We start from the raw sequence: 24,637 nt of genomic DNA, 5'->3' as shown, positions 1-24,637 counted from the left end.
CGTGCCGGCGATCCTCAACATCATCCCGCAGTTCATCGTCATCCAGGCGGTCAATCTCGTCGACACGTACCCGGGACTGATCCTGCTCTACATCGGCTCGGGCGTTGTGGGAAGCACGTTTTTCCTGCGGGGCTTCTTCGAGCGTATCCCGATCGAGCTGGAGGAGTCGATCGTCATCGACGGCGGCAGCCGCTGGACGATGTTCTACACGATCTATATCCCGCTGTCGCTGCCGGCGATCGGCACGCTTGGCATCTTCGCGTTCTCCGGGACGTGGGATGAGTTTATCGTCGCGCTGACGATCATCAAGACCGAGATCAATCGGACGCTGCCGATCGCGCTGCAGCTGTTCCGGGGGCAGTACGCGACCTACTACGGCCTGTTCTTCGCGGCGTCGATCATCGCGCTGCTGCCGATCCTGATCATCTTCACGGTGTTCCAACGGCAATTCGTCAATCCCAATGTTACCGAAGGCGGTGTCAAAGGCTAATGAGCAGCATCCAACTACAAACCGACAAGGCGATGTACCGCCCTGGAGAAAAGATACAGATCGAGATGGCGTTGCCCTCGTCGCTCAAGGGCGCGTGGCGCGGCGAGTGGGTCGTCATGGACCTCGAGCAGCCGGTGCGGCGCGGCGAGCTGACAGGAGGGGAGGCAGGAGAAGGAGGAGCTGGTCTGCCTGCGTCGCAAGCCGCGCAAGTCGCGGAGCTGCCGCAGGTCGCAAAGGCCCCGCAGGTCGCGCAAACGTCGCAATCCCTGCAAGCCCCGTCGTCCGCTACACGGTCGGAGGCAGCTGAGCTTGTCAGCGCGGCCAAGCAGCCGATGACGCAGACGCTGGTACTGGAGCCGATCCCGGAGGGGAGCGGCGCTTACGGCTTCTTCGTCACGGTGCGGGACGAGGCGGGAGGGGAGCGGCGCGGCGAGATCGCCTTTGACGTCGCCGAGCACTGGCGCGAAGCGCCGCGCTACGGCTTCCTGAGCGACTTCGCGCCCGGCGATGCCGACGACAGCGACCTCGCCTTCCTGCGGCGGCATCATATCAACATCGTCCAGTTCTACGACTGGATGTATCGGCATGACCAGCTCATGCCGGACGCCGAGGACGAGTTCACCGAGCCGCTCGGCCGCCGCATCTCGCTGTCCGTCGTCAGCCGCAAGATCCGGGGGCTTGCGGCTGGCGGCATGGCGGCGATGGCCTATGCGGCTGTCTATGCGAGCTTGTCCGACTACGCCGAGGCGCACCCGGAGCAGCTCCTGTACAACAACGGCGGCGAGCCGTACAAGCTGGGCGACTACTATCACATCATGGATATCTCGCCGGATTCGGCATGGACGCCGCATATCCTCTCCGAGTTCGCCAAGGTGATCGACTATGGCTTCCACGGCCTGCATCTCGATCAGTACGGCTTCCCCAAGCAGGCGATCCGCCGGATGGGCGGCCGCGAGGAGGTCGTGCGGCTGCGGGAGAGCTATCCGTCCTTTATCGCCCAGACGCGGGAGGCGCTGCCTTCAGCGGGGTTAATCTTTAACAACGTGAGCAGTTATCCGGTGCATACGACGGCAGACGCGCCGCAGGATGCGATGTATATCGAGGTGTGGGACCCGGTGGCGACGCTCGAGCAGCTGAAGGAGAATATCGACCGCGCCCGCGAGCTGTCTGGCAAGCAGGTCATCCTGGCCGCCTATCTGCCGTGCTTCCAGCCGGATAGCGGCGTGCCGCAGCAGGAGGCCGAGATCGGGGCGACGGTGGCGATGGCGTCGATCTTCGCCAGCGGCGGCTACCATCTGCTGCTGGGCGAGCAGGGCAATGTGCTGGCCGACTCGTATTATCCGAACTACGGGCAGGTGTCCGAGGCGTTCGCGGCGACGCTTACCCGCTACTACGACTTCATCGTCATGTACCGCAGCCTGCTGTTCGATCTGCGGCTGGAGGATATCTCGATGACCTTTGCCGGCGGCATTAACACCGAGATCGTGTTCGCCGCCGAGGGCGTCCGCTTCGCGCCCGACCTGACCACGGACTCGGTCTGGAATATCGTCAAGGAGCGACCGGGGTATACGGTCATTCACCTCATCAATGTGCGCGGGCTGGATAATCTGACCTGGCATGCGGGCAAGTCGCAGCCGCCGACCCGCACCGAGGCGATCGAAGTCAAGGTCGAGCAGCTGGAGGAGGTCGAGGGCGTCTACTGGACGTCGCCGGACGGCGAGACGATGCAGGCACAGCCGCTCGCCTGGGACTGGGTGCCCAAGGACGCGCACCAGGGCCATTATCTCCGCTTCGTCGTGCCGCGACTCGACTACTGGACGATGGTGTATATCAAGACGAGGCCGGGCGTGGCGGCGAGAGTGACGAGTCCCCCATCAGGCGGACATTAGGCATACGCTCTGGTAACGAAGCATCAGACGCAGAGCGCTGAGGCGATGACGGCTGGCCAAGTCCAGAACGATACCGTTAGAGCGGGGTTTGCAGACACGCCCTGGGGCTATAGGGTAGCCGCGCCCGGGACAACCGCTAGGGCTGGAGAGGAGCCGCGCCCCGGCGGTATCGCGCAGGCGACTGGCCGCGCTCCCTGGTGAAGGCACGGGTGAAGGCATGCACGGAGCCAAAGCCGCAGCGCTCGGCGATCTCCGGGATCGGCTGCTCGCTCTGCCGCAGCAGACGCGCGGCGACTCCGACGCGCTCCCGTCGCAGGAAGCGGCCGAACGACTCATGGATGCCCTCGCCGAACAGGCGGGACAGGTGTCGCGGCGAGACATGGAGGTAGTCCGCTACCTCCTGCAAGGTCAAGCCGGTATCCAGATTGTCCCGGATGTACCGCTTGGCCCGCTCCAGCAGATGTACCGAACCGCTGCGTACGCGGGGCGGCGGCGGGGCGGCGTCTGGACTGAAGAGATGGACCAGCGCCGCGATCAGCAGGCCCGCAGCCTGAGCCAGCTGCTCGACAGGCAGCGTCTGTCGCGTCTCCTCGTGCAGGAGCAGGGCGCGCCATAGCGCTGCGGCGGCGGAGGCGTCGGCATCGGACACGCAGATCGTCGACGTCTCTGCGAGCCGGCGGTAGCGCTCGATGCCCTCTGGCAGCGAGCGGCGCTCATCCAGCTCCAGGGAGAGATGGAGCAGCGTCAGTCCCGAGCGGCTGCGGATCTGATGCGTCGCCCCCGGTCTGGAGCAGAACAGCGTGCCCGCCTCGAGCGGATAATCCGTCCCTTGATCGGTATAGCTGCCCTCGCCCGCCATCACGTAGCAGATCTCGACAAAGGAGTGCTTGTGCACCGGGTTATCGTAATGAGGCGCATCGACGCCCCAGCCGTGGATGCGCAGCGCCATCCCCGCCGTCTGCACCTCCGCCACCTGCCCGTTCAGCAAGGCAGCGCTTTCCTTCCATCGATACATCTTCCTCTGATCTCCTCTCCGCCATGTCCTGTACGGTTAAATTGCTGTCCGTCTGGAGCAAATACAACCCCATCGTAATGCATTACACTGACCTTGTAAACGTATCGCGCAAGTGACGCGACAACAGATAGAGGAGGCTTGTAACAATCATGATTGGCGAGGCGGAAAAGGCATTTTATGAGGACAACGGCTATCTGCTGGTCAAGGGAGTATTCGATGCTTCCGAGGTCGAGGCGATGAGAGCGGGCGTAGAGGGGATCGTCGAGCGGGCGATTGCCGCCAAGCGGGAGAGCAATCATGCCTGGCAGGGCGACTTTATGCCGGAGGAGCAGCTGAAGCGGGTCGTGCTGCGCGGCTTCCACGATGTGCAATACCATGATGCATCCTTCCTACGGGCGATGGTCCATCCGCGTATGACAGCGGTGCTGGCGGCGCTGATCGGTCCCGATGTGCAGCTCCATCATTCCAAGATGCTGGTCAAGCCGCCGGAGAATGGAGCCGCCTTCCCGATGCATCAGGATTATCCGTACTTCCCGTACAAGCATCACACGATGCTGGCCGCGAGCGTTCACCTCGACGATGCAGACGAGCAGAACGGCTGCCTGCGCGTCATCCCGGGCTCTCACAAGCAAGGTCCGCTGCCCCATGTCGGGCGGCACTATCTGGACGCCAAGCAGTATCCGATAGCCGAGGGGACGCCTTGTCCGGCGGAAGCGGGAGATGTGTTGTTCTTTAATTACTTGACGATCCACGGCTCCGATTGCAACCGCAGCGACCGCACCCGGCGCAATGTGCTGTACCAGTATCGCTCGGCGCATGACGAAGCGGCGGATGACAGCCATGTAAATTGGGGGGCGGGGCTGATGGTATGCGGCCAGCAGCCTGATTTCGACCGCGCCCAGCCCCGTTTTACGCTCGTTGCGCCCGAGCAGGCGTGAGAGATTCGATGGATGGTTAGGGATTTGATTGATGGTTTGACCAGGACGTCCGCGATCGATTCGCGGGCGTTTTTTCTCTGGAATGAAACGCGGAAGGAGGACCGAGAAGAAGCAGGGGATTGATTATTTTGGCATCCTATTCTACACTCCATATTACAACTAGGCTTCCATATTATTCTTTCTAATCGAAACGAGAGGGAGTTGTTGAAATGGAAAAAAAGTTGCCGATGACCGAGCCGATGATTAAGGGCTACCCGAAAGATGCCAATGCCGTTGCGATCCTTAGTCATCATGAAGAGAATCTTGCATTGCTATTCAGCTACTTTATTCAACTGCTTTCGCATCGAGAGGTGGCAGACCCGGCCAAATTCAACATTGGCTTTAGTGATGGCTTTGAATTCTATAAAAACTGCTCGCTTCTGGATGTGCAGCGCCTTAAAAAACATTACGTGAATGACAAATGGAACGATATCCATCATTTTATTCAAGAGGCCATCGACCACGGGTATTACGCTTACTTGATCATCAATTGCTTGCATATCCCTGCTTATGAAGAGAAGGAGAACAGACCTCACGATCTATTGGTCTATGGTTACAACCGAAGTACCGAACAATATGATATTGCGGATTGCTTCCGAAATGGAAAATATGCCTTCAAGCAATGCTCGTTTCAGGAACTGGAAAAGGCGTACGTAAGTTTGCCTGAGGCGGAGGAAGATTTTTGCCATTTTAATGGCGCCGTTCAACTGATCAGTTATTTACCCCAAGAGGTATGTTTTCAAAGCCACAAAGTAAAATACTCGCTGGAAGCCTATCTCCAAGGCTTGCCCCTGGACAATAGGTCCCATGATCCCGATCATGTTTACGGCATTGACGGGTTTGATATTTTTCGAGACTACATGACGCTGCTGCGGGAGAACCCTGAGTTATCGCTTGATATAAGGCCCATCTATAACTTTTGGGAGCATAAGCGGGTGATGAGCCTCCGCATTCAGTATATGCATGATTCCGGGTGGATAAGGAACGGTCAACAGCGAATCCAAGATTACGCTTATGTCGAACAGCAAGTGATGAACCATCGCAATCTATCGATCAAGTACTCGGTGAACAAGGATGCCAGAATATTGGACAAAATAAGAGGCGAAGTCTTCTCCTTGAAAGAAAAGGAACGCGACATTTTATCGGAAATTTTGCATGAGTTGCAAATCTAATTCCAAAAAAAGAAAAATCTATTAATTCGACCCTGTTCGACATACTTTTTCTTTTTATTGCGCTATAGTTGTTATAGACGCTTTTTTATAAAAGGTTGCGACAACTAAGGGATGGAAGCTAATCGTTGCTTAGGCACGTTAGAAGTCCTCTTTTAGAAATCATTTAACTGTAGTGCAGTGTTTTCCTTGCATGACAGGGCGAAGCCATGTTTACAAGCTGAAGCATTGAAGCCATTATTCTGTTAAGGTGGAGTGCGGATGAGATGGTACGCAATATTTGTTAAGACTGGTAAGGAAGAAGAGGTCAAGCAAGCGCTTGAGCGTCAAATCACGTCTTGTTTCTGCTGCATCCCTAAACGAATGGTGCCCGAAAAGCGAAACGGACGATTCGTTCATGTCGTTAAAAAGATGTTCCCAAGCTATGTTTTTATTCGAGTCCATATGAATTTTAACCTCTACTACCAAATTATGAACACTTCAAACGCTCTGTATTTTCTGAATTTTTTGAATAAAAGAGATCGAAGTTTTATGAAAAACAGTTGGGACGATATGCGGGAAGGCGACTTTTTCAAATGGATCCCGGATGAGGAAATGGATCCGATAATGGAGCTGATTAATTTAAAAAATGACACGATGGAATACTCCACGTTTTGCTTGAAGCAAGATCATCTGGCGATCGTTGATGGACCGTTAATGGGGATGGAAAGTAAAATTAAAAAGATTAACAAGCGAAGCATGCGCGCCAAGCTTGCAATACATTTTATGGGCGTCGAAAACTTGGTCGATATCGGGTTCCGTTTCCCTGATTCTAACGCTGCAGAAGAAAAGGATTGGCGGAATGGAATCGGAATTTGGCATCCAAGTTACCGATCATGACAAGTTACCGATCATGATGAACCTTAATTAGGAAAGAAGGAATAGGATGCTTACCGTAAAAGATCAGCTCCTGTCTGTCGCAGAACAACTGGATCCTGCAAGGTGGAAGGGAACAGATATGTGGCAGGTCAACCTGCAAGATATCGGCATCGACTCGATCGCTTATATCCATTTTATCGTGGCGGTTGAGCAACAACTGCAGATCGAAATGCCGGATGAGTTGCTGGATTTCGGCAAGTTTCAGACTCTGGAAGAGATCGGGAATTATATCGAACGATTAACCGCTTAAAGGAGGGGCTTATTTATGTACTCGTCGTCGCTCTACGAGCTGACGCATGCCCAAAAAAGGATCTGGTACGAGCAATTGCTGCTTCCGTCCACTTCGATCTACAATATTGGAGGCACTGTCATTATTGATGGACGTGTGGAGCTCGCAATCATGGAACAAGCGATTCAATGGGCCATTCGGTTCAATGAAGGGTTGAGACTGCGGTTCGTTATGGCGGACGAACAAGTGAAACAATACGTGGAGGCGTATCGGCCGGAAGCCTTGCCGACTTTTCATTTTGGACAGGCGGGGAGCGCCGACCAAGAGCTGGAGCAATTTGTGAGTTCCGAATCAAAAAAGCCGTTCTCTTTGGAGGACAGGCTTTTTTATTTTGCTATGTTTACGACGGAGGACGGAAGATCCGGTTATTTCGTTAAGCTGCATCATAGTATAGCCGATGGCTGGTCTATCGATCTTTTGACGCGTCAGATTGCCGACTACTATTCGAGACTGGTCCAACAGCTCCCTATCGACGAGGCGGCCGACAATCGTTATACGGAATATGTGCAACTGGAACAAGATTATTTGCAATCCAACCGAGGCCTGCGGGATAAAACGTTCTGGAACGATAAGCTGGCGCAATTGCCTTCGCCGTTGCCGCCTAAAAATTTCGATCGGCTTGAAGGCAAAAGGAAAACGTTTTTGATGGAGGAATCGTTGTTCTCTGGCGTAAAGCAATGGGCCTTGGACATGAGAGTTTCTATTAATTCCTTGTATATGGGGTTATTGGCGATTCATGTGAACAAGACGACGTTTCAGACGGATATGATCATTGGGTCGCCGACATTAAACAGAGTAGGCCGCCGGGAGAAGCGTATGTTCGGTATATTTACCAATACATTGCCGATTCGTATCCGCTTAGATAGCGAAGCGACAGCGAATGCCTTCATCAAGCGGGTGCATGACGAGCTGACAAGTTGCTATAAGCATCAGAAGTACCCGGTCGATCTGCTGCTACAGGATATTCATTTTGCACGCAATCATGGGGAGAGCCGTTTATTTGATCGTTGTGTCAATTATTATCGGACAAGGCTTACACGGGACTTTGACGGGATGAGCGTCGACAACATGGAGTTTTATAATGGTCAACAGCCCTATGCGTTGCAGATTATTATCCGGGAGTGGGGGGAAGGCGATACTGCAACTATCGAATACGATTACCAACAGCAATCATATCACGCATCGGACATCGAGGACCTGCACGACCAACTGACTCATCTGCTCGAGCAAATCATGGAAGACCCGGACAAGCCAGTCTGCAAGCTGTCCCTGTTATCCAAACTGGAGTGGAATCGGCTGCTGGAAAACAGTCGACATGCCAAGAGAGCAATTGCCCCGGATACGACGGTCATCCAGTTATTCGAAGCGCAGGCGGTAGCGACGCCTGACCGCAAGGCAGTGTTCCTTCAGGAGCAGGGCCTGACGTACAGCCAATTAAATGTAGCCGCCAACCGCTTGGCAGCATACTTGGCAAAGCGCAACGTTGCACCGCAGCATTTGGTTGGAATCTTGACCGAGCACTCGATGGAGACGCTCATCGCTATCCTTGCCATATTGAAAGCCGGAGCCGCTTATGTACCGCTCGATACCGGCCTGCCCCGGGAGCGAATCCATACGATTGTTGAGGATTCGGGGCTTTCCGTCATACTCGTCAATGAAGATCGTTTTTTGGATGCATCGTTGAATGTCCAGACGGTCATTGATGTTCGCGATCAGCGACTGTGGTCCCGGGAGTCTGCTAGCAACCCGTCCGTAGCGATCGATCCATCGGAAAGCGTAGCTTATGTCATCTATACTTCGGGCTCGACGGGCAAGCCTAAAGGTGTCGTAATCAATCACCAAGGCCTGTTCAATTATATCCAATGGGCGAGACGAATGTACGTCAAGCAGGATATCGAAGTGTACCCCTTGTTTTCATCCTTGGCGTTTGATCTTACCGTGACGTCTATTTTTACTCCCCTGGTGAGCGGGGGCCAGATTGCCGTATACCCTGGATCGCCGCAGGAGCACCCCTTAGTGACAGTGCTGCGGGATAATTATTGTACAACCATCAAGCTTACCCCGTCTCATCTAGCTATGATTGCGACACATCACGATCCGAATGCCAAGGTACGACGATTCATTGTCGGCGGCGAGCAATTAAAGGTGAGTGTTGCGCGCAACATTATGCAATCTTTCGGGTCGGAGACGGAAATTTACAACGAGTACGGTCCTACAGAAGCTACCGTAGGCTGTATGATTCATAAGTTTGATCCCGAGCGCGATGACGGAGTCGCCGTTCCGATCGGCCTGCCGATCGCCGAGACTCGGATCTACATTCTGGACCCTCATCTGTCGCCAGTGCCGCGCGGCGTAACCGGCGAGATCTATATTGCGGGCCGAGGATTGGCCAAGCGCTATTTGAATCGGCCGGATTTGACAGCGGGGGCTTTTATAGAGCATCCCGAGCTTGACGAGCGGTTGTACAAGACGGGCGATCTGGCTTATGTGAGGCCGGATGGAGTCGTCGTCTATGAGGGCCGGGTTGATCGGATGGTCAAAATAAGAGGGTATCGCGTCGACCTGGAGGAGATCGAATACCATCTACTAAGCAACCCTTATGTTCGAGAGGCGGTCGTAGTGCCGATCCAGGGCATCCGTGACGCCTCTCGCTTGTGCGCCTATATCGTCGCCGCAGGCCCGTGGTCGGCCAGCGAGTGCAAGCATGATCTGTCGACAAAGCTCCCCGCATATATGATACCGGACGATTATGTGCAGATGGACGAGATTCCGCTGACGCGCAATGGCAAGGTCGATATCGGGCAATTGCCCAAGCCTGAAATGCCGTCGGCGCCTTCGAGTCCTGTCGGCGGGCGCAATGAAAAAGAGAAACTGCTCATTCGCGTGATCGAAGAAACGTTAGGCGTTACGGATGTCGGCGTGCATAGTCATTTCTTTCATCTGGGCGGGGACTCGATCAGCGCGATTCAAGTCTCGACAAGAATGAAGGCGCTGGGACGCTCCATAGCCGCAAGCGATATTCTTAAGCATCCCGTTATCGAAGAGATGAGCGCGGCTGTGCATGAATCGACCCAAGCCATAGAAGCCCGGGAGGAGGTCGCCGGGCAGCTGACGAAGACGCCGGCTATTTTATGGTTCCTGTCGCTGACGCTAAGCAAGCCGGAGTACTACCATCAGACGATTGTTGTCGACATCTCGCCGACAATTTCATTGCAAGAACTTAACAGATGTTATAACGCGATGATACTCCACCATGACGCATTGCGACTAAACCTGGATGACCAGGGCGAGCTTTATTTTAACCCGCTTCATCTGCGCCGGGAGCACCGGGTCGATTATCTCGACCTGGCCGCTATAGCCCCGAGCGAGCAGGACGAGCGGATCGCGGACACCGCCATTACAAGGAAAAGCAACACACGGCTAGGGAGCGATCTGTTGATCCAGGCCGTACTATTTGCACTTGGCGAGCGAGGTCAACGTCTCCTGCTGACAGCGCATCACCTCGTAGTGGACGGAGTGTCCTGGCGCATCCTCCTGGATCATCTGTATCTCTTGCTCAAGCAGGCCCGGCAAGGGCGACCGTTGGCATTGCCGTCGAAGACCGATTCCTATAAGGCCTGGGCGGAGGAGGTGCGCGCGCAGAGCTATTCGTTGCCGGAAGCGGAGCTGGACTATTGGCAAGAGATAAGCCGTCGACCGTTCCGATATCCGCAAGCGTTGCCGGCGACAGACTTGGCTCACGCGCCGATGAGCGCATACCGGGAGTTGACGGAGCCAGTGACCGTCAGCCTCTTATCCGATGCCAATCGGGCCTATAACACGGAGACAAGACATATCCTGCTGCTCGCTTTGGTCCGCGCGATCAGACAGAACACGAGTGTGGGAGGCATTGCTCTCGAGCTGGAGGGCCACGGCAGGGAGGCAGGCGGGCGACTCGATGTAAGCGAGACGGTGGGGTGGTTTACCAGCTTCTTCCCGCTCTATGTCGAGCTGAGCAGCGAGATGCCAGGCGAGCAGTTGAAGCAAGTAAAGGAGCTCGTCAAGGGCATTCCCCAGGATGGGCGCAACTACAGCCGTTATAAGTACATGTGCGGCGCCATTCATGAGCAGGAGCGAGATATTATTCGCTTCAATTATTTGGGGGAGTTTTCAAATGCGGTTGACAATGAATTTTTTCAATTGCGCCTTGCGGAGACAGGACCGGAGTCCAGTGCAGCGAATCGGCTTAGCAGTCTGTTCGAGGTGAACGCCATGATCGTGTCGGATCGCTTGGTCCTTCAGGCATTGTACGATGGCACAAGAATCAGCGCGGCGCATATGGAAGCCTTGCTTGAAGCACTCGAATACAACATCGTGCTGCTCGTCGAGCATTGCGTTGCCAAAGACGAGCCCGAATTCACGTCCTCGGATTTTGAGCTGGCAGGCTTGTCGACCGCAGAGCTGAATCATCTGTTTAAGTAACTCAGGATCGGAGTGATGACATGGGGCTGGACTTGTTGGGCTGGAGACCAGGTTTTGAACCGTATTATCTGCCGTATCGACTGCAAGGGCTGCAAGTCGGGCGAGTAGTAGAAGAGCATCGTTATGTCTATACGATCATGACCGGGGCTAAGCGTGCGTTGCAGGCTGCGGTGTCCGGCAAATTCCGTTATGCGTCTGAGCACAAACGGGATTACCCGGTCGTCGGAGACTGGGTCGTCTTTCGCCAGGCCGAGGATATGGCGCAAGGGACAATTCATGCCGTCATCCCTAGGTTCAGCCAGGTTTCGCGGAAAGCGGCAGGCAACGTAACGGAGGAGCAGGTGCTGGTCGCGAATATCGATACGTTATTTCTGGTGAACTCCTGCACGCACGATTTTAATCTCCGCCGATTGGAACGGTACCTGGTCATGGCGCAAGAGAGCGGCGCAGCTCCCGTCATCATCCTGAACAAGGCCGATCAATGCGAGGACACGGAGCAAAAAATAAGCCAGGTGCAGCAAATAGCCGCCAATGTCCCCGTCCATGCCATTAGCGCGGCGCAGCAAACAGGCATTGATGCACTGGCTGCTTATTGCAGACCGGGGCAAACCATCGCCATGCTCGGGTCATCGGGTGTCGGTAAATCAACACTGGCCAATACGCTGAGCGAGCAAGAGAGGATGTCCGTGGGCGCTGTGCGAGCGCATGACGGCTTGGGCCAGCATACGACAACCCATCGCCAATTGATCATGCTGCCTCGGGGCGGCATGATCATCGATACGCCAGGGCTGCGGGAATTACAGATGTGGAAGAGCACGCAGATGGACTATAGCTTCCAGGATATCCAGGACTTTGCGGTCGAGTGCAAGTATCGCGACTGCCTTCATCAGGGAGAGCCTGGGTGCGCGGTGCAAAAGGCGATTCAGACCGGCGAACTGAGCAGCGAACGGTTCAGCAGCTATGTCAAGCTTACGAAGGAATTGCAGCATCTGGAGCTGAAGGACAACAAACGGGAGCAGCTTGTACAGAAGGAAAAGCGGAAAAAGCTGTTCCAGGCGATCGATCGAAGAAAAAGGAGCTAATAACGTCGATATTCCATGAGGAGAGGATGAGAATGATGAAAATTGAGCTGCTAGCAGGGAAAAAGGGTTTTGAGGCGTTTGCCCGGATCGTCGGGTTTAGCGAGGAGGAGATGGAGGAGCGGCGCGCGCTGCTGGAGCAATCGTACATGCCGTTTAAGGTGACGGAGTATTATGCTCGCCTGATCGCAGAGCAGACGGAGCCCTATCGCACACAGATGATCAATGTCGTGCTTCCTCCGCCAGGCGCTAAGCCATTCCAGGGAAGGTTCGACCCGTATGGCAACCGATCCTACAGGCAAGACGATACTTCGTTCCTGCAGCACAAATATAAGAAAACGCTCTTGCTCCATATCGACGACTACTGCATCGCCAACTGCCAATTTTGTTACAAAGTGAACGAGATCCGGCATGAAGAACATGAGCACAAAAAAATAAACGACAAGCTCCAAATGGCGCTCCAGTATTTGGAGAAGCATCCGCATGTCGACAACATCCTCCTTACCGGCGGAGATCCCGCATCGTTCCGCAAAACCGCCGAGCTGAATGAATTGCTTGGCGCCTTGCTCGATGTGCCGACGGTGCGATTGGTGAGGTTTGCTACGAAGGGCCTGGCCTACTACCCGGAGCGGTTTTTGGACGAGGAATTGCTGGCTTTTTTCCGTCAGGTGAAGGATAGAGAAGGCAAGCAGGTGAGCGTCATTTCGCAGTTTAATCATCCGGGCGAATTCAGCGAGATCGCCGTCAAGGCTACCCGGGCTTTGCAAGAGGCAGGGGTGCAGGTCAGAGGCCAACCGGCTATCATTCGGGGTGTCAATGAAACGGTCGATACGCTGGTCGAGCTGCAACGGAAGTTTTTGGATCATCAAATCATCTCCTACTATATGACGGTGTTTATGCCTGTCCGCGGCGTGGAGCAATACGCCTTGACCCTGGATGAAGCGTTCCGCAATGTCGCGGAGTCCAAGCGCAACCTTGGCGGACTGGAGAAAAAGGGCGTGCTGCTCACCTCGCATGATTTTGGCAAGTTTGAGATTTGCGGATTTTACCCTAACAGCCGACAGCCCGAGAAGATCGTCTTGAAGTGGCATCAGGCCGTAGCGCCGCAATATTTGCCCGATCGGTTGAAAGAGCTGGTGCCTACCTTGCCGGAAGATATTTTGTTGCTCGACTACAAGCCGGGCGAGATGTATTGTCTGGACCATGTATTCAAGCATAATGGGTTGCCCTATATTGATGAACGCGGCGAGGCGGCCGATCCCGTCAGCGAGCATCATATCATGTCGCTGTAGAGTACGGATGACGAGGAGTGAATGATGAAAACAAGTAACGTTGCCGATATACTCCCGCTCAGCCCGAGTCAAGAGAGCATGCTGTATCACTATCGTCTGGACCGCACTGCGACCATGTATCATGGCCAGCATGTGCTGTACCTTGTTGGCCCGCTTGATCTCGATGCCTTCCGCCAGGCGATCGACAGGACAGTGGAGGCCAACGAGATGCTGCGCGCTGTCTTCCGCTGGGAGGATATCCAATCGCCGGTCCAGATTATCGCCAGGCAAAAGCGAATGGAAACGGCTTACGAGGATTGGTCTACGCTTGGCGAGGAGTTGCAAGCTGCAAGACTGGAGCAACTGCTAGGCGAGGACAAGAAGAGGCCGTTTCAGCTCGATTCCGGCGATACGATGCGGATTTGTACGGTGAAGACCGCGCAGGACAAGTATAAGGTGGTCTGGTCGTTTCACCACATCATCATGGACGGCTGGAGCTCTGGTGTGATGCTGCATGAGCTTTTCGCCAACTATGGTGAGGCGGTCAAGGGTCAGGAGACGCGTCTTTGGCCAAAAGCGAAGTATAAAAGCTATTTGATGTACCTCAAGGCAGCGAGAGAAAACCCAGGGATTGCATCGTATTGGAAAAAATACTTGCATGATTTTACTGCACCGACCGCGCTTCCCTTCCATACGGAGCAAGCTAAGGCAAGCTTTTATCGCTCTTTGCGAACACGTCTCTCTACAGAGACTACGGAAGCACTCGAGCGCCTTGCCCGCACATGCGAGGTGACGCTGGGCATCGTATTGCAGCTCGGTTGGTCGGCGCTGATCAGTAATTATAGCGGGTTGAAGGATGTCTTGTTCGAGGTGGCGCATACGGGTAGAGCTGTGGCGGTGGACGGAATAGAGGACATGATCGGCTTATTTGTCTCGACTTACCCGCAGCGGACCAGATTCGATGCGACGACTACGATAGCCCAACTGCTTCGCAGCATGAGCCGGGAGCAGTACGAGCGAAGTCCATTCCTTGTCGCATCGGGCGCCGAGTTCAAGCAGTATTCGGGTGTCGACGCTCGGAGCGTGCTTGCTCACAGCTTGTTTTTATTTCAAAATTATCCGCTCGACAAAGCGCTTGGCGGTTTGAACCTCGACCTTGCAGTGGAGAAGATAGATTCCTATGAGTCGGCCAACTATCCGCTCATCGTAGAGATCAAGCAGGATGAGGAAGGCCTGGATATCCATTATAATTATGACGCTTCGTTGCTGCAGGAGACGACGATGAATCGCATGCTGCAGCAGTACAAGCATGTATTGACGGGTATGATAGATCAGCCGGATCGACGGATGATCGATCTGCCCTTATTTACGATGGAGGAGGAGCCGCGATTGTTCGCAGGTTATCGGGACATCGTCCGTGTACCGGCGGATCGTTGCGTGCATCAGTTGTTTGATGAGACGGCGGACCGGTTGCCGGATGCTGTCGCGCTCATCGACAGCTCCCATCAGTTGTCCTATGCGGAGCTGAAGCAGCGGGCGGACCGATTGGCGCACGTCATCACAGGCCGCGTTAGCGGCAGGCATCAGCCGATCGCCGTGTTATGCGGGCGGTCGACGGAGATGATCGTCGTGCTGCTCGGGATTATGAAGAGCGGTTCCTTTTATATCCCGTTGGACCCTGTCATGCCAATCGCGCGGATGCAGCAGATTATCGCACAGATGCAGCCTGCCTTGCTCATAACGGATGATATGAACTACGAGCGGGCCGGTGAGCTCGGGATTCCGCGACTGAATGTGCAGCAATCAAGCTTGTCGGAGCAAGAGGCGGGCCACGCGATAAAGACGGTGTCCTCCTCGTCCGCTGCGCCTGCCTACGCGATGTTCACCTCAGGCTCCACCGGCGTGCCCAAAGGCGTCGTCGTCCATCATGATCAGCTAGTCAATTCCTTGTGGTGGCACAATGAGTTCGTGGGCATCGATGCCGCTACGCGAACGCTGCAATGCGCCACATTAACCTTTGATGCGTCGGTTGTGGAAATTTTTTGTACGCTGCTCGGCGGCGGGACGTTGGTCCTCCCGCAAGATGACGACAACAAATCACCGGAGAGGCTGGTCGACCTGATCCGGCGCCATCATCTGAATCTCATCCTTGTCGTACCGACGATGTATCGGGCGCTGCTCGAGCATGTGGAGCAGGAGGCGAGAGGGGCGTTGGCCTCCGTTACGAGAGTGATCTGCACCGGCGAGATGATGACGGCTAGCCTGGTCCGGCAGCATGACGCCTCTCTGCCGCAGGCCACGCTCTACAACCTGTACGGTCCCACAGAGAACAGCATCTCGGCTTCCGGCTATCGCGTCCCAAGGAAGGCTGACCTTGCCGGACCGGTCCCTATAGGCAAACCGAGCTATAATGTGAGCGTGTATCTACTCGACGAGGACATGCGATTGCTGCCCAGAGGCAGTACAGGAGAGCTGTACGTCGGCGGGATGGGGGTAACGGAAGGCTACATCGGGGATGAGGCCAGGACCGCGGCTGCTTACTTGCAGACGCCTTATGGCCGCTTGTACCGTACAGGAGATCTGGCGCGCTGGCTGGAGGACGGCAACCTGCAATACTATGGTCGGAAAGACTATCAAGTGAAAATCCGTGGCAACCGTGTCGAGCTCGAGGAGATCGAAGCTGTCGTACGAGGTTTTCCTGCGGTCAGGGAAGCGGCAGCGCTAGCGGTCGCGGGAGCGGGGGAGGAGCAGATGCTCGCGCTCTGTTATGTGGCCAGCGCATCTCTCCATGTCCAGCAGTTACGGGAGCATATGGCCGCGCAGTTGCCCGATTATATGATCCCCTCGTTGTATAAGCGACTGGACAGCTTGCCGTATACGACCAGCGGCAAGGTCGACAAAACCCAGCTGCGGCAGCTCGCGTACACGTCAAAGGAGCCGCGACAATCGGAGCTTGCCGATGACCCGATTGAGGCGGCGCTGTCGATGATCTGGCGCAAGCTGCTAGGTGTAGACTCGGTGGATCGAGAGGCTCACTTCTATACGATCGGAGGGCATTCGCTGAAGGCGGCGCAGTTGATTACGCGAATCCAAATCGAGCTGTCGGTGAAACTGACGCTGCAGGATATTGGGCGATACCCGACGCTCCGCGAGCAGGCTGCCCTTGTTGCGCAGCGAAGCGAGCATCGGCAGCCTGCGCTTGAGCCGATCCCCCAGGCAGAGGCTCAGACCTATTACCGGGCCTCGCCGGCACAGACAAAAATGTATATTCTGCGGCAGCTTGAAGGTGAAAACACGAGCTACAACATGTCGGGGATTTTAGCCGTTGCGGGCGCGTTTGATCCAGAGAAGGCGACAACTGCCATCCGGCGGCTCATCGACCGTCACGAGGCGCTGAGGACCTCGTTTTTCCTCGAGGGCGAAGAGGTGTATCAACAGGTGCATGATACGGTCGTATTCGAGTCCGATCCGATCGCTATGAAGGGGAGGACAGTCGAGCAGGCGATGCAAGCGTACATTCGTCCCTTTGATCTGTCGCAGGCGCCGCTGATTCGGGTGGCGATCGTCGAGGCAGGCCCTGAAGAGCATTATTTGCTGTTCGACTCGCATCATATCGTATTGGACGGGATCTCGCTGAACTTGCTGATGGAGCAATTTAGGCAGATGTATGAAGGAAGGGAGTTGCCGCCTGCACACCTGCAATACAAGGACTACACCTCCTGGTTTTGGCAGCGGGAGGGCGACGAGAGGTGGCTGGCGCAGCAAAGCTATTGGCGCAAGCAGTTCGAAGATCGGCTGCCGCTTCTTTCCTTCCCGACAGATTATGCCCGGCCGTCTGTCAAGACCTTCGAGGGCGACCATCATGTCTTCCGGATTGGGGGCGATCTGGCGGAACGGCTGACACGCTTCGCAAGCCAGCGAGGCAGTACCGTCCATATCATCTTGTTAGCTGCGTATTACGTGCTGTTGCGCAGCTATACAACGCAAGAGGATCTTGTTGTAGGCTCGCTGGTAACGGGTAGAGATCATCCGGATTTGGATACGATCGTCGGCGTATTCGTCAACTTTTTGCCGATTCGCTGTTATCCCGAAGGCTCGACCACGATCCACGACTTCCTCGACGCTGTCGAGCAGTGCGTATGGCAGGCCTATGATCATGCTTCATATCCGTTCGAGAACATCGTCGAGCCGTATGGCAAGGCGATCCCGCCCGGGAGAAATCCGTTGTTCGACACGATGCTGATCTACCATAATCAGCGGGAGCAAGTGGACGAGCCGATGTCAGGCGAGGTGCAGCTGATGCAGATGCCATACGAATCTGCTACGTCAAAGCTCGATTTCAAGATCGATATTACGCCTGCCCAAGGGGCTTACCGGTGCGCGCTGGAGTATAACACTCAACTGTTCGCACGGAAGACCATGGAGGCATTCGCAGAGCATTTCCTGTATGTATTGGACGAGGTCCTGACGCATCCGGAGCAGCGGCTGCAGGAGGTCGAGCTTCCTCGGGCAGAGACGTGGCGGCTGAAGCGTGCGGAAGAGCTGACGAGTCTGCATCATATCGGGGTTGCCGTACCGGATATTGAGGCCGGGAGCGATCCCTACCGGGCCCTCGGCATCGATATGGGCGCCCCGCTCATAGACCCGTTGCAGCATGTTCGACTGGCGATCGGGGGCATGGAGAGAGGGATTCCGATCGAGCTGGTCGCGCCTGTAGATTCGACATCCCCGGTGTATAGCCTACTGACCGAGCGCGGGCCGGGACCGTATCATTTATGCTTCGCAGTCGCGGACAACGACGCTGCTTGTCAATGGCTGCAACGTGATGGGATTGCTTACGAGGCGATAAGCGACAAGCAGCCGGCCGTGTTGTTTGACGGCGCGGCGGTCGCCTTTTTGTACATGCAAGGACTAGGACTGATCGAGTTGGTGGAGACCGGCTCAGCCGCCATCGCTGGGCCGAGTGAGGATACAGATGTCGCCCCGAGCGTTCGTGTACGAACGGAGGCGCCGGAGGCGGCCGTGCGAGGCTTGCAGTCGTTGGGCTATACCGTCGCCGAATATTACGTATGCATGCGCAGCCACGAGACGCGGGCGGTGCTGCGTCATCGGCGAGGGATGTTGATCGAACTGTTCATGTCTCGGGGCGAAGCAGCCAAGCAATTGTTGAAGACGCAGGGCAACGGTGTTGCAGAAGTGATCTATCCGGTGCCGGACCTGATGCTTAGCATCGATCAACTTGCGGCAGCGAAGATCGGCTATCGCTTTGCAGACCGACAGGGCAGCGGGATACGACCGGTCGGCGCCGACTATCTGCTGCTCGTGGATGGGGCGGAGGCGGCGCATCGTCGCCCGCTGACAAGCTGGGATGAGAGCGGCACACTCGAGCCGGAGCGATCCTGCCAGCAAGAGCACTGGCTGCTGCAGGAGCAACAGGAAGCCGCGGCAGCCAACGTTGTTTTTGGAGTCGACTGCAGCCAGACGCTCGATCCTGGCAGGCTAGAGTCGGCGTTGCGGAGCGTGCTTGGACGACACCCCCTGTTATGGCCATCTGAAGCGTTGGCGGAGTTTGGTCTTGCGCGATGGGATCTGCGGGAGCTCGATGAAGGCCGGCGCCGCGAGCGGCTGGCTGTACTGATGGAAGAGGAGGGAAGCCGGCCGCTGCCTGTCGCAGCAGGGCGTAGCGCCCGCTTTAGCCTGGTTAGAGGAGGGGGAAGCTCCCGACTGATCGGATGCTTGCATGCTTCCGTGTGCGATGCAACTAGCGTAAGGCAGCTGCTGCAGGAGACGGTAGCGGCTTATGCTGGCGGGTCCGCCTCCTCTGGGTCCGCCTCTTCCGAGTCTGCGTCGGCGCGCAGCATCGGGTATTCGGCTTTTGCGCACAAGCAGAGACAGCAGGTCAAGTACGGGTTGCTAGAGCGCGAGCGCCAGCGCGTGCTGGAGCGCTCCCGGGCGTGGAGCTACCCGTTTGGCATGGGTGGCAAGGCGGGAGCAACGGCGCAATGGATCTTGAGCGGCGCCGGCTTCCATGCGTTGCAGCAGGTGGCGTCGGCTGCCAAGCAGACCGTCGACGCGATTCTGTTAACATCCTATGTTTTGCTGCTCCGGCAAATGACGCAAGACGTCGTCGTGACGGCTGGCGTCATCGTGGATGGGAGAGATGCGGAGCACGGCGAAACGATCGGCAACTTCAGCCAGATTGCCCCCCTTTGCGTGGATACTGGCGGTGCTGCCTCCTTCGTCCAATTGCTGGATCGCACTTCAGAAGCATGGACCGCAGCTGCAGCGTTGGCCGCCTACCCGTCCATGCTTCTGGAGGCACAAGACGGCCTGTCCTGGCCTAGTCTAATCAGGATCGAGAGCTTGACGCCGATTCGCCAGACGGAGGCGTGGAGCGGGACGATCCTGCATTATCGCCAACCGGTGATGGCTGGCTGTCCGCTTGTCGTTCACTGTACGGTGTACAGCAGCTCGCTTCAGGTTGGATTGCATTACGATCCTGCGCGGATCGCTGAGGCGAAGGCCGAGATGCTGGTCGGCCGTTACGGGGCCATCGTCGACAAGCTTGCCGCGTCTCCCAAAAACTAATCGATGAAGGGAAATAACGGGATGTCCACAATTATTAGAGCGCCTATCGACTTTCATAATGAAAGATTTCTGATGTTTGTACTGGATCAGATGGCTAACGAACTGGAGCAAAAGGGCGGGAAGGCGATTCGAATGACGCTGGGAAAATCGGAGCTCCCGCTGCATCCGGACATTATCGGCTCGATGCAAGGAGCGTTGGATTCCTTCGAGAAATATACGCTGGTCTACCCGGGAGGCCTGCCGGAATTAAAAGCGAAGCTGGCGGACCATTACATGCAGAAATACAAAGTGGCCATCCAGCCCTCTAATTTTGTCATCAGCGTCGGGACGAGCTCATTGTTTCGGAATTTATTTTATTTGTTGTTAAAAGAAGGCGACGAGGTGTTGCTGCCGTCCCCCTATTATTCGCTCTATCATTTCTGTGCGCTGCTGGTCGGAGCCAAGGTGAGCTACTACAATATCAATCTGGATACGCTCGCGCTTGATGTCCGGTCATTTGAGCAGAACTTTACCGACAAGACAAGAGTCGTCGTCATTAATACGCCAGGCAACCCGCTCGGCAACATCCTGACCCGCGACGAGCTGTACGCCATCGATCGCATCGTCGATGGACGAGCTACCGTGATCAACGATGAAATTTATGCCAATACGTATTTCGATGACGAGTGCGAGTCGGTGATGCAACTGCAGGATACCCGATCAAGATTTGTAACGACCGATGCTTTTTCCAAGGGCTATCGCATGTATAGCAGACGCGTCGGCTATGCGATCGTACCTGACGAGCTGGTGCAGCCGTTGACCGTAATTCAGCATCATACCTTGCTGACCGCAGACCCGGTCGTGCAGTTCGGCGCGATGGCTGCGCTCGATCACCAGCAGGAAGTAGAGCATCTGATCGACACCTACAAGGGTCGGAGAGATTATACACTGAGAGCGTTGCGGACCGTCGACGGGGTACGAGCGCTGCCCTCCCGAGGGGGATTTTATCTGACGATCGATTGCGATCGGTTCATGCGGCAGCATCGGGTGAGTACTTCGCTCGACTTGGCCTCCAGGCTTTTTGAAGCCACGCATGTCGCTACTGTGCCCGGATCGGATTTTGGCCTTCCCACGATGTTGCGACTGTCGTACTCCACAGCAGACTATGAGGAAGGCATTGATCGCTTGGTTCGATTTTTCAGATCAGAATGGTAGGTGATCCGTATGGATGATAGGCTGGAGTTTGATATTGGACTGGAGCATTTTGACTTGCTGTCTGCTGACGAATCGGACCGACTGCGCCAGTTTAACGATACAGACAAGTCCTACCGCGCCAACGTGACGGTCGCAGACTTGTTTGCTGAGCGCGTATCGCTCCATCCCGAGCGAGTCGCCGTCATCGACGGGGAACAGAGGATCACATACAGGGAGCTGGATGCCAGGTCCGATCAGATCGCCTGGCTCTTGCAGCGTCGGATTGGCGAAGCCCGAGGGAGACTGGCTGCCGTCATGATGGATCGCAGCGTCGATTTTGTAGCTGCGCTCCTGGCCATCTTCAAGAACGGCATGGGATACGTGCCGATCGATCCGCATTATCCCCGGTCACGCATCGAGTACCTGCTGCAGGACAGCGCATGTCCTGTGTTGATCACGGAAGAGACGCATCTCGCATCGTGGACAGGGGCGCCGCCCATCGGCGCGGCATCGATGATCTGCCTGGATCAGGCAGAGATACGGGAAGAGGCGGGACGACTGCCGACAGCGGCATTCGTATCGCTGGGCCAGGAGGACGATATCGCCTATGTTATTTATACTTCCGGCTCTACCGGACAACCGAAGGGGGTTACGATTACACACAAGCAGCTGTTGAACACGCTGTTTTGGCTTGGGGACCAGTTTCCTTTGACTGAGACGGACATTATCGCGCAGAAGACGTCCATTTCCTTTACCGACTCGGTGTGGGAGCTGTTTTGGCCTCTCATCTCCGGAGCCAGCCTGTCGGTTATGGAGGAGCGGGTTGGTAAAAGCCCTGCCTTATTGTTCGAATGGCTGGGACGTGAGCGGATTACGTTTACGCAATTTGTGCCTGCGATGATGAGGCAGTTCCTGTCCTATGTCGAGTCGAACGATGAGGTTGACCCGTTGCCGGCGCTTCAGTGGGTATTTAATGGCGGCGAGGCGATATCCGCGGATCTGGTGCAGGATTGGAACCGACTGTTCGGGCGGGCTCGCATAGCCAATATCTACGGGATGACCGAATCGGCGATCTACGCTTCGGTTTATCTGTGTCGGGACGCGCCACTGGACCGGGGGGACAATATCCCCGTCGGCGTACCGATATCCAATACGCGCATCTATGTGCTTGGCCAGTCCGGGGAGGTCTGTCCTCCCGGCGTCAAGGGCGAGCTCTGTATCGGAGGCACGGGCATTACAGAGGGTTACTTGGGCAAGCCCGATTTGACAGAGAGGGCCTTCACCGTGCATCCGGCGACGGGGGAACGTTTGTATCGCACTGGCGATATCGGCTGTCTCGACGAGCAGTACAGACTGGAATATTGGGGGCGCAAGGATGATCAGGTGCAGATTCGCGGCTATCGCGTTGAGCTCAAGGAAGTGGAGCGAGCGATCCTGCAGCATCCCGAGGTTCGTCAAACGGCTGTTCTGACGATCTCTGTAGGCGAGATGACGGAGCTTGTCTCCTATTATATCTGCGACAACCTGCCGGTCGCGCCGGTGGAGCTGCGTGCGCACCTCGAGGCCGTGTTGCCTGCCTATATGGTGCCGGGCTTTTTTGTCGAGCTGTCGGAGATGCCTCTGACCCCGCATGGCAAGATCGATCGCAGAGCGCTGCCCGAGCCAGGCGCTGTCCGCCACGCGAGCAGCAGCTATACCGCCCCGCGCGACGAACGGGAGCGGCGGCTTGCCCAGATCTGGTCTGAAGTGCTGCAGGTCTCATCGCCTGGCATAGACGACAATTTCATCGAATATGGAGGTCATTCGCTGCAGGCCGTTCGGTTCGCAGCGGCTGTCGAGCGCCAGTTGGGCATCAAGCTGGGGGTGCAATCGCTACTGGAGCATCAGACGATACGCGCACTATCCGAATCTATGGCCTCAGGCACCGAGCAGCCGAGGTTGCCTGATCCGAAGCTGCTTGCATGGGCATCAGATTACGCGGTATCGCCCTTCCAAGAGCAAATCTACATGCTGCGAGAGCTGGAGGGGGAGGAGACGAGCTCCAACTCGCCAGGCGCACTGCGATTGGAGGGGCCGCTCGACACTGACAAGCTGGACCGAGTGCTCCAAGAGCTGGTGAGTCGTCATGAGAGTCTGCGCTCTTCCTTCCACAAGATACATGGCGAGGTGCGACAAGTCCTACACCAGGAGGCGCTGTTGCACATCGAGACGATCGAGCTGGAGGGGCGCCAGCCCGATCAAGCCATTCATGCGTTCATCCGTCCATTCGCTCTCGATCAGGCGCCCCTGTTCCGTGCGGGCATACTCAGGCTGGATGCAGATGACCATCTGTTGCTCATCGACATGCATCATATCATATCGGATGCGCTATCGAAGGCGACGCTGCTCCGGGAGTTCGCCCAATTGTACGATGGCGCGCGACTGCCGGCCGTGACGATGCAGCCCAAGGAGTACGCGGCATGGATACGAGAGTATGAGCAATCGACATCCTGGAAGCGGGAAGAGAGCTATTGGCTGGATGTGTACAAGCAACTGCCGCAGCCCCTTGGTCTGCCGACCGATCATGAGCGCGGGAGTACCCGGGCGGATACGGGGCGCGAGCTGCAAGCCTGGATGGCTGAAGATCTCGTCTCGCGATTGCGCCAGTTCAATCGGGAGCATAAGCTGACGCTATATATGTCGCTACTAGCGGCCTACTCCATTCTGCTGAGCAAATACGCCAACCAGGACGATCTGGTCATCGGCTGCGATCTCGACCGGCGTGTCCGTCCAGAGTTCTATGGCAGTATCGGCGCATTTACGAATCTCGTCGCTCTGCGGATGAAGCCGAGCAAGCAGATGACAGTGATCGAGTATCTGACCCGCATCAAGTCGCATGTAAGTCTGGCATTGGAGCACGGGGACTATCCGTTCGAACGCTTGCTTCAGCGCCTCTATGAACGACACAACCTTTCGATGCCCATCGTGGAGACGATGCTGACACTCCATCAACCGGAGCCGATAGAGAGCAGCAGCGCCAGTCTGCACCTATCAAGTTATCCGTTGGAGCGGCAATCTGCCATGGTGGGACTGGCGCTGGAAGCGCTGGATACGGAGCAGGGCCTGCTGCTTAACTGGTTGTACCATGCCCGGCTATTCGAGGCGCCGACGATAGGCAGGATGAATGATGACTTGGCTGCGGTGATCGTCCAAATGATGGACCGTCCGGATGCACAGATCAGCCAACTGGAGCTGCGGCATGGCCTGGCTCTGGCTACAACCGAATGGGAGGCCGGAGGCTTCGCCCTTTAGAAGCCCTGGCCGTCTGAAGAGGAGAGG

At 56.0% G+C, this 24,637-nt stretch carries 13 protein-coding genes; 12 read left to right on the top strand and 1 reads right to left on the bottom strand.

All coding sequences use genetic code 11. The features are described from left to right. Together PA598K_RS37320 and PA598K_RS14555 are read left to right on the top strand one after the other, a co-directional pair. A partial coding sequence (locus tag PA598K_RS37320) for a carbohydrate ABC transporter permease (protein ID WP_221414142.1) occupies window positions 1-490 on the top strand: 490 nt, incomplete at its 5' end. Then, entirely contained in the window at window positions 490-2,379 is a 1,890-nt protein-coding gene (locus tag PA598K_RS14555; RefSeq protein ID WP_128657672.1) for a glycoside hydrolase family 66 protein, read from the top strand. The genes PA598K_RS37320 and PA598K_RS14555, both read left to right, overlap by 1 nt. A 136-nt stretch (window positions 2,380-2,515) precedes the next feature. On the opposite strand, the gene PA598K_RS14550 is transcribed toward PA598K_RS14555, so the two are convergent. Continuing rightward, entirely contained in the window at window positions 2,516-3,394 is an 879-nt protein-coding gene (locus PA598K_RS14550) for an AraC family transcriptional regulator (protein WP_128657671.1), read from the bottom strand. A 149-nt stretch (window positions 3,395-3,543) separates the two neighbouring features. Between PA598K_RS14550 and PA598K_RS14545 the strand changes: the two genes are divergently transcribed. The 10 genes from PA598K_RS14545 to PA598K_RS14500 all read left to right on the top strand — a co-directional run bounded on the left by PA598K_RS14545 (window position 3,544) and on the right by PA598K_RS14500 (window position 24,610). Further along, window positions 3,544-4,332, top strand: coding sequence for a phytanoyl-CoA dioxygenase family protein (locus PA598K_RS14545; protein WP_128657670.1), 789 nt, complete (start codon window positions 3,544-3,546; stop codon window positions 4,330-4,332). A gap of 209 nt (window positions 4,333-4,541) precedes the next feature. After that, entirely contained in the window at window positions 4,542-5,543 is a 1,002-nt protein-coding gene (locus PA598K_RS14540; RefSeq protein ID WP_128657669.1) for a hypothetical protein, read from the top strand. Window positions 5,544-5,801: 258 nt separating this feature from the next. Further along, the gene (loaP, locus tag PA598K_RS14535; protein WP_128657668.1) at window positions 5,802-6,419 is read left to right on the top strand and encodes an antiterminator LoaP; all 618 of its coding nucleotides are present in this window, start codon (window positions 5,802-5,804) and stop codon (window positions 6,417-6,419) included. 46 nt (window positions 6,420-6,465) lie between these two features. Then, complete coding sequence (locus tag PA598K_RS14530) at window positions 6,466-6,708, top strand: acyl carrier protein (protein ID WP_128657667.1); 243 nt, start codon at window positions 6,466-6,468, stop codon at window positions 6,706-6,708. A gap of 15 nt (window positions 6,709-6,723) precedes the next feature. Next, window positions 6,724-11,208 (top strand): non-ribosomal peptide synthetase, encoded by a 4,485-nt coding sequence (locus PA598K_RS14525; RefSeq protein WP_128657666.1) that lies wholly within the window; start codon window positions 6,724-6,726, stop codon window positions 11,206-11,208. 20 nt (window positions 11,209-11,228) lie between these two features. Next, on the top strand, window positions 11,229-12,290 hold the full coding sequence (gene rsgA, locus PA598K_RS14520; RefSeq protein WP_128657665.1) for a ribosome small subunit-dependent GTPase A: 1,062 nt from the start codon (window positions 11,229-11,231) through the stop codon (window positions 12,288-12,290). Between the two features lie 32 nt (window positions 12,291-12,322). After that, window positions 12,323-13,579, top strand: coding sequence for a lysine 2,3-aminomutase (locus PA598K_RS14515; RefSeq protein ID WP_260405411.1), 1,257 nt, complete (start codon window positions 12,323-12,325; stop codon window positions 13,577-13,579). Between the two features lie 24 nt (window positions 13,580-13,603). Further along, window positions 13,604-20,146, top strand: coding sequence for a non-ribosomal peptide synthetase (locus tag PA598K_RS14510; RefSeq protein WP_221414141.1), 6,543 nt, complete (start codon window positions 13,604-13,606; stop codon window positions 20,144-20,146). A 21-nt stretch (window positions 20,147-20,167) separates the two neighbouring features. Further along, on the top strand, window positions 20,168-21,340 hold the full coding sequence (locus PA598K_RS14505) for a pyridoxal phosphate-dependent aminotransferase (protein WP_128657663.1): 1,173 nt from the start codon (window positions 20,168-20,170) through the stop codon (window positions 21,338-21,340). 9 nt (window positions 21,341-21,349) lie between these two features. Next, window positions 21,350-24,610 (top strand): non-ribosomal peptide synthetase, encoded by a 3,261-nt coding sequence (locus PA598K_RS14500; RefSeq protein WP_128657662.1) that lies wholly within the window; start codon window positions 21,350-21,352, stop codon window positions 24,608-24,610. Window positions 24,611-24,637: the final 27 nt, after the last annotated feature.

The sequence above is a fragment of the Paenibacillus sp. 598K genome, from assembly GCF_003851045.1.
GTDB lineage: Bacteria > Bacillota > Bacilli > Paenibacillales > Paenibacillaceae > Paenibacillus_D.
The sequence above is the reverse complement of the archived record's forward strand: the minus strand, read 5'-3'. Positions and strand labels throughout refer to the sequence as shown.

Excerpts from the sequence above, each read along its gene's own strand:
- PA598K_RS14555 (WP_128657672.1), top strand. The coding sequence starts at position 490 with ATGAGCAGCATCCAACTACAAACCGACAAGGCGATGTACCGCCCTGGA.
- PA598K_RS14550 (WP_128657671.1), bottom strand. The coding sequence starts at position 3,394 with ATGTATCGATGGAAGGAAAGCGCTGCCTTGCTGAACGGGCAGGTGGCG.
- PA598K_RS14545 (WP_128657670.1), top strand. The coding sequence starts at position 3,544 with ATGATTGGCGAGGCGGAAAAGGCATTTTATGAGGACAACGGCTATCTG.
- PA598K_RS14540 (WP_128657669.1), top strand. The coding sequence starts at position 4,542 with ATGGAAAAAAAGTTGCCGATGACCGAGCCGATGATTAAGGGCTACCCG.
- loaP (WP_128657668.1), top strand. The coding sequence starts at position 5,802 with ATGAGATGGTACGCAATATTTGTTAAGACTGGTAAGGAAGAAGAGGTC.
- PA598K_RS14530 (WP_128657667.1), top strand. The coding sequence starts at position 6,466 with ATGCTTACCGTAAAAGATCAGCTCCTGTCTGTCGCAGAACAACTGGAT.
- PA598K_RS14525 (WP_128657666.1), top strand. The coding sequence starts at position 6,724 with ATGTACTCGTCGTCGCTCTACGAGCTGACGCATGCCCAAAAAAGGATC.
- rsgA (WP_128657665.1), top strand. The coding sequence starts at position 11,229 with ATGGGGCTGGACTTGTTGGGCTGGAGACCAGGTTTTGAACCGTATTAT.
- PA598K_RS14515 (WP_260405411.1), top strand. The coding sequence starts at position 12,323 with ATGATGAAAATTGAGCTGCTAGCAGGGAAAAAGGGTTTTGAGGCGTTT.
- PA598K_RS14510 (WP_221414141.1), top strand. The coding sequence starts at position 13,604 with ATGAAAACAAGTAACGTTGCCGATATACTCCCGCTCAGCCCGAGTCAA.
- PA598K_RS14505 (WP_128657663.1), top strand. The coding sequence starts at position 20,168 with ATGTCCACAATTATTAGAGCGCCTATCGACTTTCATAATGAAAGATTT.
- PA598K_RS14500 (WP_128657662.1), top strand. The coding sequence starts at position 21,350 with ATGGATGATAGGCTGGAGTTTGATATTGGACTGGAGCATTTTGACTTG.